This is a genomic window from Peribacillus sedimenti, from assembly GCF_046237635.1.
Taxonomy (GTDB): Bacteria; Bacillota; Bacilli; order Bacillales; family DSM-1321; genus Peribacillus; species Peribacillus sedimenti.
The window spans coordinates 2,857,601-2,875,979 of sequence record NZ_CP143547.1 but is presented as its reverse complement, the minus strand read 5'-3'; the positions used below and the strand labels follow the sequence as shown (position 1 = coordinate 2,875,979).

Annotated in this window: 23 protein-coding genes; 16 read left to right on the top strand and 7 right to left on the bottom strand. The window is 40.8% G+C overall.

The window, feature by feature from the left end:
• Positions 1-47 precede the first annotated feature (47 nt).
• Positions 48-602 (top strand): GNAT family N-acetyltransferase, encoded by a 555-nt coding sequence (locus V1500_RS14235; RefSeq protein WP_409300171.1) that lies wholly within the window; start codon positions 48-50, stop codon positions 600-602.
• A gap of 268 nt (positions 603-870) precedes the next feature.
• The gene (locus V1500_RS14230; protein WP_409300170.1) at positions 871-1,107 is read left to right on the top strand and encodes a hypothetical protein; all 237 of its coding nucleotides are present in this window, start codon (positions 871-873) and stop codon (positions 1,105-1,107) included.
• Between the two features lie 37 nt (positions 1,108-1,144).
• Here the strand turns inward: V1500_RS14230 and V1500_RS14225 are convergent, their stop codons facing one another.
• The 5 genes from V1500_RS14225 to V1500_RS14205 form a co-directional block, all read right to left on the bottom strand.
• Positions 1,145-1,393: a hypothetical protein gene (locus V1500_RS14225; RefSeq protein WP_409300168.1), complete on the bottom strand. Its 249-nt coding sequence runs from the start codon at positions 1,391-1,393 to the stop codon at positions 1,145-1,147.
• A gap of 14 nt (positions 1,394-1,407) precedes the next feature.
• A complete protein-coding gene (locus V1500_RS14220) occupies positions 1,408-1,635 on the bottom strand; it encodes a hypothetical protein (RefSeq protein WP_409300166.1) in 228 nt (75 codons plus the stop codon).
• Positions 1,636-1,702: 67 nt separating this feature from the next.
• A complete protein-coding gene (locus V1500_RS14215; protein ID WP_409300165.1) occupies positions 1,703-1,936 on the bottom strand; it encodes a hypothetical protein in 234 nt (77 codons plus the stop codon).
• A gap of 278 nt (positions 1,937-2,214) precedes the next feature.
• Positions 2,215-2,925 (bottom strand): hypothetical protein, encoded by a 711-nt coding sequence (locus V1500_RS14210; protein WP_409300163.1) that lies wholly within the window; start codon positions 2,923-2,925, stop codon positions 2,215-2,217.
• A 110-nt stretch (positions 2,926-3,035) separates the two neighbouring features.
• A complete protein-coding gene (locus V1500_RS14205) occupies positions 3,036-3,494 on the bottom strand; it encodes an Hsp20/alpha crystallin family protein (RefSeq protein ID WP_409300162.1) in 459 nt (152 codons plus the stop codon).
• A 289-nt stretch (positions 3,495-3,783) separates the two neighbouring features.
• Between V1500_RS14205 and V1500_RS14200 the strand changes: the two genes are divergently transcribed.
• From V1500_RS14200 to V1500_RS14175, 6 genes are all read left to right on the top strand, one after another.
• Positions 3,784-5,154, top strand: coding sequence for a spore germination protein (locus tag V1500_RS14200; protein ID WP_409300160.1), 1,371 nt, complete (start codon positions 3,784-3,786; stop codon positions 5,152-5,154).
• Positions 5,155-6,252, top strand: a complete 1,098-nt coding sequence (locus V1500_RS14195; protein WP_409300158.1) for a GerAB/ArcD/ProY family transporter — start codon at positions 5,155-5,157, stop codon at positions 6,250-6,252.
• Entirely contained in the window at positions 6,249-7,346 is a 1,098-nt protein-coding gene (locus V1500_RS14190; protein WP_409300156.1) for a Ger(x)C family spore germination protein, read from the top strand. The genes V1500_RS14195 and V1500_RS14190 overlap by 4 nt, the downstream gene beginning before the upstream one ends.
• Positions 7,347-7,509: 163 nt before the next feature.
• Positions 7,510-7,713, top strand: a complete 204-nt coding sequence (locus V1500_RS14185; protein ID WP_409300154.1) for a hypothetical protein — start codon at positions 7,510-7,512, stop codon at positions 7,711-7,713.
• A 12-nt stretch (positions 7,714-7,725) separates the two neighbouring features.
• The gene (locus V1500_RS14180) at positions 7,726-7,893 is read left to right on the top strand and encodes a hypothetical protein (RefSeq protein WP_409300152.1); all 168 of its coding nucleotides are present in this window, start codon (positions 7,726-7,728) and stop codon (positions 7,891-7,893) included.
• Between the two features lie 448 nt (positions 7,894-8,341).
• Positions 8,342-8,506, top strand: coding sequence for a hypothetical protein (locus V1500_RS14175; RefSeq protein WP_409300150.1), 165 nt, complete (start codon positions 8,342-8,344; stop codon positions 8,504-8,506).
• Between the two features lie 170 nt (positions 8,507-8,676).
• Here V1500_RS14175 and V1500_RS14170 read toward each other — a convergent pair whose 3' ends face one another.
• Positions 8,677-10,365, bottom strand: a complete 1,689-nt coding sequence (locus tag V1500_RS14170) for a sigma 54-interacting transcriptional regulator (RefSeq protein ID WP_409300148.1) — start codon at positions 10,363-10,365, stop codon at positions 8,677-8,679.
• 559 nt (positions 10,366-10,924) lie between these two features.
• On the opposite strand from V1500_RS14170, the gene ahlS reads away from it, so the two are divergent.
• Positions 10,925-11,773 (top strand): AhlS family quorum-quenching N-acyl homoserine lactonase, encoded by an 849-nt coding sequence (ahlS, locus tag V1500_RS14165; protein ID WP_409300147.1) that lies wholly within the window; start codon positions 10,925-10,927, stop codon positions 11,771-11,773.
• A gap of 12 nt (positions 11,774-11,785) precedes the next feature.
• Positions 11,786-12,970, top strand: coding sequence for an iron-containing alcohol dehydrogenase (locus tag V1500_RS14160; protein ID WP_409300145.1), 1,185 nt, complete (start codon positions 11,786-11,788; stop codon positions 12,968-12,970).
• A 99-nt stretch (positions 12,971-13,069) separates the two neighbouring features.
• On the opposite strand, the gene V1500_RS14155 is transcribed toward V1500_RS14160, so the two are convergent.
• The gene (locus V1500_RS14155) at positions 13,070-13,264 is read right to left on the bottom strand and encodes a hypothetical protein (RefSeq protein ID WP_409300143.1); all 195 of its coding nucleotides are present in this window, start codon (positions 13,262-13,264) and stop codon (positions 13,070-13,072) included.
• Between the two features lie 531 nt (positions 13,265-13,795).
• Between V1500_RS14155 and V1500_RS14150 the strand changes: the two genes are divergently transcribed.
• The 6 genes from V1500_RS14150 (at position 13,796) to V1500_RS14125 (ending at position 18,375) form a co-directional block, all read left to right on the top strand.
• Complete coding sequence (locus V1500_RS14150; protein ID WP_409300142.1) at positions 13,796-14,203, top strand: hypothetical protein; 408 nt, start codon at positions 13,796-13,798, stop codon at positions 14,201-14,203.
• 125 nt (positions 14,204-14,328) lie between these two features.
• A complete protein-coding gene (locus V1500_RS14145) occupies positions 14,329-14,652 on the top strand; it encodes a GNAT family N-acetyltransferase (protein WP_409300140.1) in 324 nt (107 codons plus the stop codon).
• Positions 14,653-14,823: 171 nt separating this feature from the next.
• Positions 14,824-15,465 carry an HAD family hydrolase gene (locus V1500_RS14140; protein ID WP_409300139.1) on the top strand — a complete coding sequence of 214 codons (642 nt, stop codon included), beginning with the start codon at positions 14,824-14,826 and terminating at the stop codon, positions 15,463-15,465.
• Positions 15,466-15,544: 79 nt separating this feature from the next.
• On the top strand, positions 15,545-16,135 hold the full coding sequence (locus tag V1500_RS14135) for a spore coat protein (RefSeq protein WP_409300137.1): 591 nt from the start codon (positions 15,545-15,547) through the stop codon (positions 16,133-16,135).
• 198 nt (positions 16,136-16,333) lie between these two features.
• Complete coding sequence (locus tag V1500_RS14130; protein ID WP_409300135.1) at positions 16,334-17,521, top strand: NAD(P)/FAD-dependent oxidoreductase; 1,188 nt, start codon at positions 16,334-16,336, stop codon at positions 17,519-17,521.
• Positions 17,485-18,375 (top strand): sigma-70 family RNA polymerase sigma factor, encoded by an 891-nt coding sequence (locus V1500_RS14125; RefSeq protein ID WP_409300134.1) that lies wholly within the window; start codon positions 17,485-17,487, stop codon positions 18,373-18,375. The genes V1500_RS14130 and V1500_RS14125 overlap by 37 nt, the downstream gene beginning before the upstream one ends.
• The last annotated feature ends 4 nt before the right edge of the window (positions 18,376-18,379 follow it).

Genomic DNA, 18,379 nt, shown 5'->3' with positions numbered 1-18,379 from the left:
CATCGTGCTTTTCCACACAGATTATTTTCTAATGAATGGAGTATCTCATGTTAATAAACCATCAGGAATATAACGTTAATGGGTTCGACTATATAATCAGATCAGCAATCCAATCAGACGCAGCAGCCCTGTCGGCTTTAAGGCTGCAAATCGATGGTGAAACAGAAAATCTAGACAGGGAAAAAGGGGAGGGGTTCATTGATCCAGCTGGTTTTGAGCAACTAATAAAAGCTGACACTGATCATCCAAGAAACCTATTTTTAGTCGCAGTCGTGAATGACAGGATTGTGGGATTTTCCAGATGTGAAGGGAACCAGCTAAAGAGATTCTCTCACAAAGTGGAATTTGGGGTAGGTATATTGAAAGAATTCTGGGGCTACGGGATAGGGAAACATCTGCTAAAAGAGTCCATTGCCTGGGCAGACTCAAACGCAATCGCAAAAATGACATTGAATGTGCTGGAAACCAATGAAACAGCCATTAAGCTTTATCAGAAACTTGGCTTTGAAATAGAAGGGATTCTAAAAAACGACAAAATCCTTTCCGACGGTAAATACTATAACACTGTTGTTATGGGGAGATTTCCTTCGGATGCCTTGTAGCAGATGGAAGTTAAATAATTTGATACTATCAAATTATTTAAATGGCAGTGCATCTAACTTGTTATGTGCCTTGTAACTATATGAAGTGCAGTCTTATGCTTAAGATTAATATCAAGGCGGAAAAAAAGTCTAATTATTAACCGATAAGGAACGGATTTCCCCCTCTTTAATATTCTATACATGAAGGGTAATTGGTGGACCACTTAGAAAGGTCATTTACTATCTGGAGGGTAATCATCCACGGCAGAAAGGGTCTTAGGGGGATATTATGTTTCTATATACACCCATGGTATTAAACTTGCTTGGTTTCAAAATCAATACACTGGATAATGGTTCCGTGGTCAATGCCGGATCGATGCAGCTAGTCGACCAGTTGGTTTCTTATAAAAGAAATCAGGCAATCGGTGAGCAAAATGGAGATTTTGTCTCAGTCAATATGCCATTTGCCAATATCGCGGATACGGATGGTCTCGATAGTAACACTGTGAAGAATAGCAATGTGTAAAAAAAAGGTGATAGACCCTATGCTATCACCTTTTATTTTAAATGATTGGGTTTAATGGAGTGGAGGAAAAAGTGGAAGGGTTATCCACTTGATCCCGATCATCCACAAAGCTTCTCGTGCCGATAAATCCGCTGCCATCTCCCATATTTTGGCCAAGCCCCATTGTCTTCTTATCTGCATTGTGCCATTCGGCCAGTAAATTTTGACCGATGTTTACGGCAGAAGCATTTTCAAATGAATTGATCTTTATGATATTTATATTGATATTAATGTATGGTACAGCCACTAGATTCCACCACCCTAATTTTCTTTTTCGCTAGCTGAATCCATGAGTTCCTGATCCAGTATCATATGGGCGGGAGTGATGACCATTGTGAAATCAGCATGCTGCTGGCCAAAAGGCTGGTTCTTTTTACCGGATATATTCTTATTGATCTGTGAGACAGGACCGAAGGATACGGACCCTGCATGTTCAGTGGAATTAATTTTTATATGGCGGATATTGATCTGTGTGGGCAAAAATGCCATGTATCTAGCTCCTTTCTTCGTTATTAGTGCCGTATTACAGTGAAATAAAGAGGATAACTTGACCTAGTTACAGAAGGCTGTTCTTAACTGAATTACTATCCGCCAAATCTGTATCGATAAGCCATGCAACGGGAGCAAAATAGGGTGAGAAATCCCCATTCAGTTCCCCCATCCCCTGATTCCTCTTATAAGACACAAATAAATCGATCTCCTGGAAGGGACCCATAATCACGTTGGATCCATTGTCGACCGAATTAATCTTGTAGGCCAAAACATTTAAAACCATCGGCGCGAAAATCACTTTGACCACTCCCCGTCCGTTTGGTATGACCTGGCTTTGCCATATCCCTCGTTTGTAATCGGTGGATTGCCATATATCATTCTATTCCGGATTCTTATAAAAAGAATAGCAACATTAGCTTCCTGTCCGAATATACGGATATTCCCAGGTGTTGCAGGCAAGCGATTTAAACAAGGTCGTCATTTTTCATCGGATTGGTTTCCGGGTTACTCTCCGATGGTGTATGTACTTTGCCTGACTCCGCATTTTCTGCTTGTCTGGCCTGGTTGTCCACGGTTTTATTTGGAGCCTCGTTTTTCTGTTTCCCCGGCAGGATCTTGAGCTTTATTTGTATTGACTTTGCCTGTACCAGGTAGAGCCCCATATGTTGCCCCTATGTTTAAAACCCCGCTCAGTTCCTTGATACCCATTTGGGCAAAGTTATTATTTTGCTCATATCGATCTACAATAACCTGTTCAATATGAAGCTCCTGGACAACTACTGCCTTGTCCATCACATCTCCGGCATCGAAAGGGACGCTGCCTGTTTCGCCAGTTTTCGATTTGGGAAGATGGGATAGGGAGCCTAAACGTTTTATAATATCACGCTGCAGCTCATTCAGCAGTGCAATGTTTTTTTCCAAAAGGAAGATCCTTTCCTCGAGATTACTTGGAGCAGGGGAAGAAGCTCTTTCAGACGATTCTATTGGAATAGTAGCTTCAAAACCAATTGGTTCTGCAGAAGACGGGTAAATTTCACGGTGGTTAAAGTATGCGGTGATTCCACCCTTGGTTTTTAGCTTTTTCTCATTATCTAGCTGAACATTTTTAATGATTTTCTCCAGATGACCGGTGATGGCAAGCAGGGGTCTTACTTTTTCTTCCAGACGGGTCAAATGGTTAATCTGAGTTTCGAGTTCTATAATTCGCTTGTCCTGTTGTTTGAAATACGACATCATTCTATCCTTATCTCCGTTTGATTCCTGATTGAATATATCCTTAAAATTCATCTCAATCCCCACATTTATAAGGTTTTATCTTATACTCAATCGTTTGCGATGGGCTATATGCATGATCAGCACGGAGTTAATCGTTGTCCTTTTTGGTTTCCGGCCAAAAATCATGTAATGTCTACAGGCTGTTCCTCGAAAAATTGTCGTCTGTATTTTACGAGCAGAATCCCATTATTGAATCTGGCAACTATCTGATTCGAATCAGTCGGTTCTGGCAGCTCAACTATTCTCTGGAATTCTCCTTGCCTGCGTTCCTGAAGTACAGGCTGTCCTGTATCAAACCGGTCTATGGAACCCTTTAAAAGAAGCCTGCTACCGGATACAGATACATGGAGATGTTCTTTCTGGTATCCAGGCAGGTCGGCAATCACGATAATATCAGTTTCGCTCATGTAGATGTCTATTGCAGGGAATTTTCCTTTGGAAACCTTATCTGATTGTGTCCGTAAAGGCTCATCATCCATAAATTCGGCTACATGAGATTGATCAAAAACTCCATTCCAAAAATCGGGGGTCTGGTACTTTTTTGCCAGCTCCATCCATTGCATAATCTTTTCGTATTCCACATTACTACCTCCAAACTTTGCTAATCAGGCATGTCTGTGATAGGGACAAGTTCTCCGGTTATAACCAGTATATTTACGGAATGGAAATACATTCTTCCTTTAGGCAATTCTATAAATGGATTAAAGAGAAAATTCATAAAACAGACTTCGAAAAAATCACCGGAATCGGGTACTGGATAATCTGGCAGCTTTAAGGGAAAAACAAATAGCAAATATCACAAGGTCGTGTACACCATACAATCATGAAATCATCAATCTACCAAGAGAAGGTTTAAAGGTGCAAACAATCATGAATGCAGAACATAAACAAATCATCGATTCCTTACAACTTAAATATAAAAGCAGCAAGGACTTAATGGCACATGAGTTTGACTATTTTGGCAAGAAAATCATTCTACTTTACCTTGAAAGTATGAGTGATGATGAAAAGATCAAAAAACATATCATTAAACCATTGCTGTTATGTGAAACAGAAAACGAATTCACGCTGCATTTATTATCTCTTCCCGGCTGTAAAAAGATTTCTGATTTAAATGGGCTGGAAAAGCAGCTAATCGGCGGCGAAACGCTAATATTCCTATCACAGGGTGTGTATTCCTATAAAGTAACAAAGGTTAATAATGACCAGCCTCTTGAAGCTACCGTTGAGATGTCTGTTTTGGGACCGCAAAAAGCCTTAAGCGAAGACCTCCAGACCAATATTACCCTCCTTAGGACACGATATCCTTCAGAGAATTTGAGGATCGAGTCAAGTACAATCGGAACACTCTCCAATACGCCGATTGCCTTGCTCTACGATGTTGAGTTCGTAGACAAGAAAATCTTGAAAGAATTAAAGAAAAAGCTTTCAGATATTAAGGTCGATATGATACAAGCTGTAGGCCAGATGGAAAACCAACTTACGGATAAAAAATATCATCTATTTCCTGTTACGCTCAACACCGAAAGGCCGGACCGCCTTGCCCTTAATATTGCCGAGGGTAAAATCATCATTTTAGTTAACGGTACACCATTTGGGCTGGTGGTTCCGGCTGTTTTTTTTGATTTCATTTCTTCGATGGATGATTTATCCCATACATATTGGGTTTCAAGGCTCATGATTTTGCTTAGATATATTGGTTTAGGGATCACGCTGGTTTTGCCTGCATTATATATTGTTATCACATCTTACAATCCGGAGATCGTCAGGTCCCAGCTAGCCTTGACGATTGCCGGAAGCAGGGCTGCGGTTCCATATCCATCTTACTTTGAGGTAGTCTTTATGATGATTGCAGTGGAAATGCTGATTGAATCGAGTGTTAGGCTGCCTAAGGCCATAGGCCCGACTGCTACCACGGTAGGCGGTTTGATCCTTGGGCAGGCTGCTCAGCAGGCGCAGCTGGTCAGTTCCATTATGATCATCATCACCGCGTTTGTGGCCATTTCGAATTTTACGATTCCAGTGAATGCCATGAGTTTTGCGGTTCGCTGTGCGAGGTATCCATTGATCATTTTGGCGAGCTTCTTCGGGCTTGTAGGCTTGGTAGCCGGTGTATTTTTGATTCTATGCTATCTAACGGATTTACGCAGTTTTGGCCGGCCGTATCTAAAGATTTTTTGGGGAGCGAATAGAAAAATTAAAAGCATTTCTGAGAGGAAGAAGAAGGAGGAACAGGGATAGTTGGCACGTTATTTCTATTATATTGTTTTCTTGAATATGTCATTGAATATCATTCTCAATGCCCCCCTGGTGTTAGTGCAGCATCGCTTTAGTGGTGCCATCATCTCGATTCTTCTTAGCATACCAATAGGGACTGCACTGACTTTTTTATTTGTAAATTCTATGAGCAAATTTAAAAACAAGGGACTCCCGGAGATTTTCAGCGGAAGATTGCCCAATTTTATTCAATATCCGTTTCTGGCATTTTTAGGAATCTTTTGGATGTCCGCAGGCAGTTTTGTCGTTATCTCTTACAGTTATCTTGTTAAACTGCACTTGAATCCGGAAATGGATATGCGGCTGGTTACCGGTTTGCTTGCCGCTGTTTTAGTGTATGGGGCGACACGGCAGACGACATCCATATTATATAAGTTGGAAATTTCCATGCTTATTTCATTGCCGGTTGTGTTATTTATCATTATTAAGGCGGTCCGAAGCCGATTTTTTTATCCGGAGCATATATTGAGAATACTTGATTTTACATGGGATACACCTGATTTTAGTTCAATTGCGGCAGCTAGCTTTATTTTCACGGGCTATGTCAATGCTGCCATATTAAATAGGTATATCGATGCCAAAAAGGTGATGAAATACATATGGTGTATACCATTAGTGGGAACATTGCTATTATTTACTTCCTTTTTAGTGCCATTTGGATTTTTTGGAATCAATGCCGTGAGTGATATCGTCTTTCCATGGATGGTGACCGTAGATACTTTACGGATGGAATATGGATTTATTGAACGAACCAGCTTTCTCCTTCTCCTTGTATATTTATCACTCACTCTTATGTTTGGAGTTTTGACGTGGCATATTGGCCTCGAACTGTTGAAAGTACCATTTAAAAATAAACTGCAGAGCGCAAATAAAAGGGTACAGAAATATGCACCGGTCGTTTTTACCCTCCTTATTGCGGCTGCGACGGTTTATGTAGTACAAAAGGTTAATCAAAGGGAGTTTTTCAGCGTCATTAAACTATGGTTTAATGTCAGGCTTGTCTGTGAAGTAGTTTTGGTCAGCATGGTACTCATTTTTTCATTAAGGAGGAAACGTTCATGAAGAAGGCGTTTCTTTTCATAATTATTATCAGTTTAGCATCCATTCTCAGCAGCTGCGGCTTCAGGGATATTGACAAACGTTTCTTTGTGGTTGCTATGGGGATTGATAAATCAAAAGACGAAAAAAAACCCTTTCATGTTACGCTGAAGCTTGCTATTCCTTCTGCACAGGTTGCACCTGGAAAGGCCAATTTCCAGCTGATTTCAAAAGATGCAAATTCAATTCCTGAAGCGGTCAGGGTCATGAAATCCGAGGTTGATAAGGAGTTTGATTTCGGCCATTGCCGTATTATTCTCCTTGGTCCCGAATTAATAAATCATCATATTGGAGATGCAATGGACTGGCTGATGAGAAGGAGGGATATTCAGGGAATCTCTTATCTTGGAATCGGGAAGCCTTCACCGGATACGGTTTTAAAAGCGAGAGCGAAGTCGGAGAGGCTTCCTGCAAACGCCTTGATCCTGGCATTCGACGAAAGGACCAATACTTCTCCCTATATTGTAACGGAAATACTGAATGACTTTTACATGAGATTAAAGGAGACTGGGATTGATCCTTATTTACCTGTTATTACAGCACAGAAGGGCAAATATATTATTAACACAGTGCAATTATTAAAAGATGGTAAGCTGGCAAAGGAATTGGGCCGGGATGATACGAGGATTCTTAATGAATTATTTAATTCGCCGAGAAGGGGAGAGATTGACGTCAGTTCGGGAAAGGACCAATTTTTTGTTAATGTAGATGATTTTGAGAGCAAGTTTAAAGTCAATATACCAAAAGGCAAAGATCCATATGTTGACGTTGATTTGAATATTGGAGGATTCATTGAATATTCCGACCGAAAGATAAATACCCGTTCAGAGCTGGAAAACTTCGAGAAAAAATCAGCCCAGATTCTTAATAAAAGAGTGAAGACGGTGTTGACTGAAATTCGGAATTCAGGCTCCGACCCACTTGGTCTTGGTTTGAAATATCAGGCAAAAACGCGGGCAACCAAAACTTTAGACCAAGAATGGCAGGATATATACAAAGACATCGACTTCCGTGTCCATACCGTTTTTAACATAAGAGGGAGCGGGACCATGTATTAATGGAGAATTAATTGTCTTTCAATGTTGTTTTATTGTTAATGCTCGCTGTGCTGCAATAATTTTCATTTTGGAGCAGGCCAGGAGCAGTTTTTTTGCACACCTTTATATAAGCAATGTTCAATCAGCCAATAAAAAACATATAGCAAGAAGGAGGCAGCCAAAAATGGATCGCAGTAAACAGATTGCTGCAGAATTATATAATATGATTGAAGCCGGAGACGTTCAGGACGATATCATAGATGAAATTGTTTCCATGGCAAACGCATTGAGCCAGGGAAGCGGAATGGTGGAGGATTATTATCGGGCAAGCACACCTCGAAAAATCCTCGAAGTATTTGATGAAGTGAATCAGAGAGTAAAGCGTTAAAGGGGCAATAATATGTCAGATGAATACGCAAATTGCCATAATATCACCAAGAGAAAAGATATAAATAAAGACGAGTTAAATCAGTATTTGAGTGAAGGATGGAAATTGATAAAAATAACGGTAGGAGAAAAAGAAACGCCTTTTACAGTAGGCTGGGAAGAGGAAAACAATTATCATTAACATACAAAAAAATCTCCTCGGAACCAGGGAGATTTTTAGCGTTATTTTATTTTTATTTTTAAAAAGCGAGTGATTTAAAGGGTTGTTTTATTAAACTTTAGCTTTACCAGTTTCATTTAACGGAAGGATTGTTACTAAAGAATACGGATGAAATTGCAAAAAAACCAGTCATTTATATTAATAGGCTGAAATGGGGGTAATAGCATTCCGTACTTTCAGAAGTATATTCCTTATTCAATAGAAATAATTTTTACTGTTGTTTCTTCCGAAAAAAAGATGAAGGTTTGAAGATTTTCCGCATTGACTTCTCACAAACTGTCTTATTCCGAATACACGTTCATCAGCAACAGACCGAGGGGGATGCTGGTTCGCAAAACTATATCAAAGTTAATGATTATAAATGTCAGCATCAGCAGATAATAATAAAAACAAAGGAGGGGAATCTAAAGTGAAACAAAATGACAAAAATATAGATTTTACACCTGAAACAGTAGGTGGACAGAAAGTGGTAAAATCAGCACCGGATTTAGCTGGCTTGGATGACAGGACCACCTTGGAAAACAACCGTTCAGGTGATGATTTAATGAATGGAACCCCGGGGCGCAAAAGTTAAAGTTGAATAACCATCGACCTTTGGTTAAACCATCATTTTCAGGCAAGCTCTTCATTAAAGGGCTTGCCTGTTTAATGCTCTGATAGTTTGGAATGATGACAGTCTATACTGTCCCTTGTATCTTTGACATTTGATATCTTTCGGCAGCACCTCCTTAAAGGTTTCACTATTCATCCAATTCTTTCGTTCTCCCATTTTTTTAACTTTTTTACCAATGTTGAATGGTCTACGCAAAGGAATTCGGCAGCCTTTCGAATGGAAGTATGCTTTTGAATGGCATCCAGGATTATTCTCTTTTCAATTTGTTCAACCTGCTGCTTAAGGCTTGCTGGGGATTCAGGTGTAAAATGTTTATGAAAGTGCGGCGGAAGGTCCATGGGCTCTATCTTGAAAGATGGCACTGAAACAACCATGCTTTCCATTAAATTTTTCAATTCTCTTACATTACCGGGCCATTGATAGCTTTGTAAAATCTTTTTGGTTTCAACTGCCAGAATTTTATCCATATTATATAAACGGCAATAATAAGCAAAGAAATGGTCAATCAAGGTTTGTATATCCGCCGGCCGTTCATTCAGTGGAGGTATATACAGCTCAACGACTTGCAGACGATAAAACAAATCCTCCCGGAATTTCCCCGCTGCAACAAGTTCTTTCAAATCTCGATTAGTTGCCGAAATAATCCTTATATTTAATTGTTTGATTTTACTGCTTCCAATTCTCTGGATTTGTTTTTCCTGCAAGACCCTCAAAAGCTTTACCTGCAGCGGCAGCGGCAGCTCGCCGACTTCATCGAGCAGGACCGTTCCTTGGTCTGCCAGCTCAAGCAGCCCGATTTTGCCATCTTGTCTTGCACCTGTGAAGGCACCTTTTTCATAACCAAACAATTCCGATTCTAGCAGCTGTTCAGGAATTGCTCCGCAGTTTACCTTGATAAATGGCTTGTCCTTACGGTTGCTGACATGGTGAATTAAATTAGCTACAACCTCTTTTCCAGTACCGGAAGGGCCCGTAAGGAGGATGCTGGTTGGAAAGGGAGCAACCAGCTCGACTTTAGCCATAACCTCTTTCATTTGCGGGCTTTTGAAAACTACTTTCTGATCCGAGCCATCAAAGGTGAAAGAGAAGCGGTTATGGCTAATCTCTGAAATGGTCTTTGCCTTTCGTAACTCATTTGCCATATTGCTTAAATGGGTAATATCCCGCACACTTGTTACTACCATACTAATTTCTCCCTGTTCATCGAACACTGGATTGCCAGTGACAATGACATCCTTTTTTCCATCGATGGTCTGAAGGATGGAAATTTGCTTTTTCTCCTTCAACACAAGGAGAGAGACCGATTGGTCGAAATATCCCCGGCCCATAAGGTCAGCCATATGGTTTCCGAGCAGTTCCTGCCTTCGAAAGCCGGTTATTTTCTCATATGCGGAATTCACCAATATGGTTTTTCCCTCTTTATTGACAACGTAAATCCCATCTGTCGAAAATTCTATGATCTTCTCCATATTTTTCAAATGCTTCTGGTAATCTTCCATTTCCGAAATATCCTGTATCACACTTACTACGCCGATTAACTGTCCATCTTGATACATATGTGTCCGATTCACGATGCAGGGGAGTCCATTAATCGTCATTTTTACACCTATTGTACTTTCACCGCTCTCCAGCACGTTATGTATTTTTGTATTAGGGATGAATTGCTTGATTTCTGCCCCGAGGTATTCGCTTTCGAAAATTTTTAGCAGTTGCTGGGCATACCCATTCATGAATATTACTTTCATGTCCTGGTCCACGACAATGATTCCATTGCGCATGGAAGAAAAAATAATTTCAGGTTCAATTACTTGCAGGCTCATCAGCATTCCTCCTTCATAACGGTGAAAATTTTCTTGTATCGGTGAATAAAATCACCGTCAAAATATTGCTTTTCTTGGCCTTTGGTGAAATCCATCACCATCAGTGTAAACGTAAATTAGAAATATTGCGAATAAACCAACTTTTTAATAATTGGCATAAAACTTGCAATAAAAATACAGCAAAAAAGGAGGTTGATGAGTGTAACAAAAAAGATTTTACAATAGGAGAATCGTGACATGAATCATTTCTGTACCGGCATCCTCAAAAGGTAAGGTGAATAATGGTACAGATCCTGTATATTTTTTTGTATGGCATATGGCAGGGAAGTGATTGGCGCTTAGGAGCCTATCAGAAGACAAGGTATTGGACTTTGTGGTTACAGTTATAAACCAGTCAAAATCAAGAGCCAGTAGATCAGTCAGGCACCGCCATAATATCGCCTGATTTGTAAAAAATTATGCTTCATAGAATACGAAGGATTATATATGAGTGCGGAAAAACAGAAAAGATGGTACAAGAGTTTATTGCGATTACCAACCGTTTGGAGGAGGAAGAATCATGTCAAATATTATAAAACCAAATCCGAGGCTGTATGTAATGGATAATGGCCGAATGAGAATGGATAAAAACTGGATGATTGCGATGCATAATCCGGCTACTGCCGATAATCCGAATGCACCTGCCGAGTTTGTGGAATTCCCCGTATATACGGTATTGATCGACCATCCTGAAGGCAAGATCCTTTTTGATACAGCATGTAACCCAAATTCGATGGGTCCAGACGGCCGCTGGGGAGAAATGACGCAAAAAATGTTCCCGATTTCGATGAGTGAAGAATGCTATCTCCATCACCGCCTGGAGCAATTGCGAGTCAGGCCTGAGGATATTAAATATGTAGTTGCTTCACACCTTCACCTTGATCATGCAGGGTGCCTCGAAATGTTCACGAATGCCACCATTATCGTTCATGAGGACGAGCTGAACGGAACGCTGCAATCCTATGCGCGCAATCAAAAAGAAGGCGCCTACATCTGGGCCGATATTGATGCATGGATCAAAAATAATCTGCAATGGCGCACAATCAAGCGACAGGAAGATAATCTTGAAATTGTGCCGGGGATCAAGGTTCTCAACTTTGGAAGCGGACATGCATGGGGGATGATTGGACTTCATGTGGATATGCCTGAAACCGGCGGCATTATCCTTGCTTCGGATGCCATTTATACAGCTGAAAGCTTTGGTCCGCCTGTCAAGCCGCCCGGGATCATTTATGACTCTCTCGGATATCACAGTGCGGTGGAGAAAATCCGCAGAATAGCCAATGAAACGAATTCACAGGTTTGGTTTGGACATGACGCAAAGCAGTTTACAACATTCCGTAAATCAACGGAAGGCTTTTACGAATAAGGAGGCAATCATATGAGTGTTTCAAAATTGGTTTTTCCGCCGTTAACCCATATAGGCTGGGGTTCTCTGCAGCAGCTTTTGCCAGAGGTTGAGAAGTATGATGTAAAGAACATATTGGTTGTAACGGACCCGATGCTTGCTCAGATCGGACTTGCTGACCGGGTCACGGCTCCACTAAAGGAGAATGGCTATGAGGTAACCCTGTATACGGAGGTTATCCCTGAACCGCCTTTAGAAGTTGGAGAAAAGCTGGTATCGTTTACAAGAGATGGCGGTTTTGAGATGGTGATTGGCATCGGGGGAGGAAGTGCACTTGATTTGGCCAAGCTTGCCGCAGTCATGGCGGAACATGATGGTCCTGCAGCAGACTATTTAAATTTAAGCGGGACCAAACATGTGGAGAAAAAGGGATTGCCTAAGATCCTCATTCCTACCACTGCAGGTACGGGTTCTGAAGTAACCAATATTTCTGTCCTTTCACTGAAAACTACCAAAGACGTAGTTACACATGACAATTTGCTGGCTGATGTCGCGATTGTTGATGCCGAACTAACGGTGTCAGTTCCGCCTCGCGTTACGGCAGCAACCGGAATTGATGCATTGACACATGCCGTAGAAGCTTACGTATCTGTCAACGCCAGTCCTGTTTCGGATGGTTTGGCGCTGCAGGCCATCAGGCTGATTGCCCGTTCGCTTAGGAAAGCAGTAGAAGATGGAAGTGACAAGCAGGCACGGATCGATATGAGCCAGGGAAGCTATATTGCCGGCCTCGCCTTTTTTAATGCCGGAGTAGCCGGAGTGCATGCACTGGCATATCCGTTAGGAGGCCAGTTCCACCTTGCACACGGCGAATCAAATGCAGTATTGCTGCCATATGTAATGGGATATATCAGAAATAGCTGTCCAAAAAGGATGGCGGATATTTTGAATGCATTGGGAGGCAATTCAAGCTATCTGTCTGAAGAAGAGGCCTCTTATAAATGCGTTGAGGAGCTCGAGCGCCTTGTTAAGGACGTAGGCATTCCATCGACCCTGGCAGAATTCGATATCCCTGAATCAGCACTCGAAAGCCTGACCCGAGATGGAGCAAAACAAAAGAGGCTGCTGGCCAGGAGTCCATTGCCGTTGACTGAAAATGATATTAGAGAAATCTATAGTTCAGCATTTAAGGGAAAAGTCACCGAGCCAATTATGTAAATGAGCATGTGAAAAATTTAATGAACATTTGAAACAGGTACCAGTCATTAAATTGGTACCTGTTTTTTAGCTTATGAAAAAAAATATAACACACGGAAGTCACTGATTTTTGTTGCTGCGTTGCTTTGCCGCTTGAACTATTTGATCTGTATATTCTTTTATATTTACTTCCTGTTTTCCTGGATTTTCTTCTTGAGCGTTATCTAAATTTTCCCCGGCCTCTACGGGATTAGGATTCGTAATCCAGATGCTGGATTCGATTGTTTCAGGAAGATTGTCTTCTTGCTTCGCCATTTTTACACCACCTTTTAAAACGTATCAGAATCTTACTGGGAATGGTGAAAAGGAGAAAATCCTGTTTTCCTAGTTTCTCCTTCAGAGAGTATTTATACAATTTATTAAGATGAATACGTAATAAATTCACTCTGATATTTAAAAGTGTAAGTTTCATAAACCGATTTTTGATTCATTAAGAACAGAGTTCGACCAGATGTTAATTCACATACAGAATGAGAGTATAACAGTTGAGTAGTGCAGCTTTATATTTCACACTTCTTACGATTATCATTCTTTGAAATTCCCATTAGACCAGCACATACAAAAGAGCCACTTATTTTTTTATTTTGATCTCGATTTGTAAAGAGTAAAGAAAGTTTTTTATGGAATGGTTTCCTTTCGCAGATGAGCAACTTTTCTGTGAGCTGGATAGACTCCTTAATATAATGAGACAAAAATGAATGCATATGTCTCAAAGGTTTTTATAAAGAGAACCTATACTTATGATATTGGTTTAACATGGTAAAATAGCTGAAAGGGAGTGAATTCATGAATCTTTCGGCTGTATATTTTCCCGACAGGATGAAACGGATCATGAGGCATGCAGAGAATGAGGCCAGTTTTTCCAGTTGGAGAGTATTGCAGGCAGCATATCTTCTTATCGCATGTTTATATGAAAAATCAGGCGTTCTAGGGGAAATCTCTTTAAAGTGCGGACTGGATATCCCTGGGTTACGTTGCAAAGTGAAAGAATTGGCTGATTCTTCTTTTGAACATGCAGCGAGCAGCGGCTATTTTGGCATTAGTATTACCCAGGAGGTTAGGGATGTCTTGCTGCTTGCGATAAGCTACATGAAACGATATAACCCGATTTATATGAATGAAGGGCATTTGCTAAAAGCCCTGTTACACACACATGCAGTTGACGATTTCTTACAGAACAGACGAGAAACATGATTTTAAAGCTTGGGACTGTATCGTGAGATAGGATTGCTCATCTTGAAGAATATAAATTACCTGAAATTTCATTTCATAAAATACGCAAAGTTACTAAAGATGACGAAAAAGATGTTGTGCAATTTGTGGAGGATTATTTTTCAAAGGGGTGGGCAGAAACGATCAGGAATGGGTTTCTATTAGCTGAGCCTTCGATATATATTGCGTTGGATGAAAATGAAAGTATAGTAGGCTTTGCCGCTTATGATAGGTATAAGAACAAAAAAGGCTATTTTGGTCCCATGGGTGTAACGGAAACAAACAGAATCAGGGGTGTTGGCCATGCTTTATTGCACCATTGTTTGAAGGATATGAGCGAGATTGGATATGAATATGCCATTATTGGAGGGGCAGGACCGATTGAGTTTTACCAGAAAGCTTGTCAGGCAGTTGTGATTCCTTTGCCATAGGGTGTGTATTCTGAGATATAATACAAACAGAATATTAACATGTATGTCTAAGAGATGTGAGGCTAAGGTATATCTTCAAGTATTTCAGATATTGACAGAGGTTTTAATAGTGTGCTTTTTAGGGTTCCAAATTTATAATCTAGATAAACATAAGCAAGAAAGGTGGATTTTATGAAGGTTGCTATTTTTGACTTTGATGGAACATTATTTCCTGAAGAGACATATTCATTTTTAATGGACCATTTAAGAACACATCCCGAGCATTCCAAAAGATACTTTCGTTTCATTTCCAGGTTAATGCCAATATATATTGCATACAAATGCAGGCTTTACCCGGAACGAAAGATGAAGGAATACTCCATGCGCACTTACATATCCTCATTCGGTTCAACACCTTCAGAGGAAATAGAAAGATTTTTGTTTCAATTAGGGGACAAGATGAGCGGGAAGCTTAGTGAACCAGTTTTAGCAAGGCTTAAACAGCACAAAGAGGAGGGATTTTATATTATGCTCGTGTCCGGAGCGTTCCAGCCACTTCTGCAGTCCGTAGCTAAGGATGTACCCTTTGATTCTATTATTGGAACCAGCATTGATAACAGTTCTCCTATTGACCACATTAATGGAGAGCGGAAAAGAGAGGTCGTGCATGCGCAGCTTGCGAGTGAGAAAGTCGATTGGCAAAATAGCTTTGCCTACGGAGACAGCTTTTCTGATTTGGATGTTCTTGAATTAGTCGGGAATCCGGTGGCCGTGAATCCAGAACCCCGCCTTTTGCAGGTTGCGAATGAACGTAAATGGGAAATCATAGGTTGATGTGCTTTTTATATACATTTTTTCCTCAGTAATGTAAAAGATAAATGGGTATTTTATTATCTCATCTGGAGGGAAAAAAATGAATACACTCGGTGCCCACGAGGTGCTCGAATTACATGAAGTACTCAATGAGTCCGTATCGGCTCTGAACACAATCAATCTGTACCGTCCCCATGCAAAAGAACAAGTATTACGGGACTTGATGGATCGGCACATCCGCGCATTAATGATGGAATACAATGGCCTTATCCAGTTAGCCAATCACCAGATGGTCGGTGCTGCAATTCCAGCTAGGAGCGTTGTGAACAACCTGGGTTTTGAGCCAACTTATGGACTCAGGAATATGGATGAACAGGACATAACCCCTGCAAATGCCCAGAATGAGCTTCATGACCGGGATGTTGCTTTAGCCTTACTTAACTGTCACAAGCAGTCTTCGTCATTTAAAATGAAAGCGGCGTTAGAAATGGCGCACCCGTCTTTGCGCGGGACCATGCAGCATGCTGCCAACTCTTCAGCCGACTTGGCTTACGAAGCTTTTCAATATGCCAACATGCAAAGGTATTATGAAGTACCTATTCTGCATGATCAAACACAGGACCATCTAATGCACGGTTATGTGCCAATGCCGAACATGAATATTAATCAAGTAAATACTAATACGATGTAAGATGTTTCTTTTATTGTTGATATTTGTTTACATCATTGGTTAAGCATGTATGAAATAAATAATGATCATTATAGGATTAAGGGCCATATTGGTCCTTTTTTTTGTGGGCAAGAATACGGAAAAAATATTTGTTGCTTCTGTCACATTTTTAAGCAGATATTCGTTCTATAGTCATACTCCAAAAAAGGGGGCTTACTGATGGAGCGGAAAACGATCATTATAGCGGGTGGAGGATACGCGGGACTTCATTTATTAAGAAAACTAACAAGGAAGATTTCAACAGACTCTGATGTGGACATCCGCATTATATTGATTGATAAAAATCCTGAGCATCTTCAAAAAATTCTCTTGTTTAAAGCCATTGTACATGGAATGAACCTGAAAATTCCCTATGAAAAATTTTGCGGCGAAAAAGCTGAGTTTATCAATGGGGAAATCGTTTCTATTAAAGGTTCTGAAAACACTATCACGTATGTGAAACATGGCGAATTATATAATCTGTCATTTGATTATCTAGTATTTGCCCTGGGAAGCACAGTGCGGCCAGCACCTCCTGAAAGGGGAGGCTATACTCTTGCAAACATGGAAAGCGCAGTAGAGATCAGGAAGGAGATACTGCGGTGGCACGACGCTAACAGCTCTGCATCAATGAAATTATGCATAGCAGGCGGCGGGATAAGCGGGATTGAAACAGCAGCTGATATGGCGATTTGGTTCAGGGAGGAAATACGTAGACCAAGTGAAGTAATCCTGATCAATTCAGAAAAAACGCTTTTGCCGCATTTGCCCAAAAAAGTCGGTGAAAAAATTGAGAAAGAACTGCAAAAGTTAGGAGTCAGAGTCATTCATGGCCATAAGGCCGAGGGCCATCGGGACGGCCATATAGAATATTCCAATAAAACGAAGGAAAAAGCAGATCTATGCATTTGGGTGACTGGATTAATTCCCAATCCTGCCATTCGAAAGCTTGGGATGCCAGTTAATTCATCTGGAAGAGTAAATGTGAATCCCTTCTACCAGGTTGAAGGCAATACGAATATTTTTGCAATTGGGGATGCCGCAGCCATTCGTGACCCAGAATCGGGGAGCATTGCAGGCATGACCTGTAAAGAGGCGATCGACCAGGCAGGAAGACTGTGCAAGAATATTGAACTTGATATAAAGGGGAAACAGAAGATGCCGCATAAACCATATACGGATTTATACTGTATCAATCTGGGATACAACAATGGATTGGTCTGGATAAGAAAATGGGGCATAGATATACTCATTGGCGGAATATTGGGTGCAAAATTCCGTACTTTTACATGGGATTTGGCAAATTGGGTCCCTAAACAGGAGGAAGCACATTGGCCGAGAAAGTGGAAATACAGGCATTATATGTAGAATATAAACATTTATTATTTTGTTTGGCTTACCGCCTGCTTGGCAATGTGTCAGACGCCGAAGATATCGTACACGATGTCTATGCCAGGTTAAGGGAAATGGATCTTCACGATGAGAATATTAAATCACTTCTATGTACCATGGTGACACATAGAAGCCTGGACTTATTAAAGTCTGCACGCTATAACCGCGAAAGCTATATTGGAACTTGGCTGCCGGATCCGGTTCTTTTGGAACAGAACAGTCCCCTTCATCTCGTCATGCAAAGGGAGCAGCTCACATTTGCAGTCATGTATATGTTACAGGCCATGAATCATACAGAAAGAGTCGTATTTGTGTTACGCGAATCATTACAAATGAAGTATTCCGAGATAGCAGCGATTCTACACAAGACCGAAGAAGCGTGCAGACAGGTGTTCAGCCGTGCCAAGAAGAAAATAAATATTTCCTGCTGTATAGCTGATACGGAAAATGCCGATCAAAAGCTGATTGCCCGTTCGTTCATCCTAGCCCTTCAGTCAGGAAATATAGAAGCGTTGGTTGAACTGCTTTCTGCGGATGTAGCTTATTATGCAGATGGCGGAGGTATTGTGAAAGCAGCCATTAAACCGATAAGGACGCTATCCCGGGTTATCATGCTGTTTGAAGCACTTTATAAAAAAATGGGTCTGGAAGGTGGAGAGATTGCGGTTCGTGAGTTGAACGTAAACGGGGAAATTGGTGCCATGGTTTTAATGGATCAAAAAATTATAAGTATTATCGCAGTCCAAACTGACCAAAACAGAATCAAAACAATATTCAACCTGCTAAATCCCGGTAAGATAGAAAATCTTAGCATGAACAGAATCCAGTAAATAT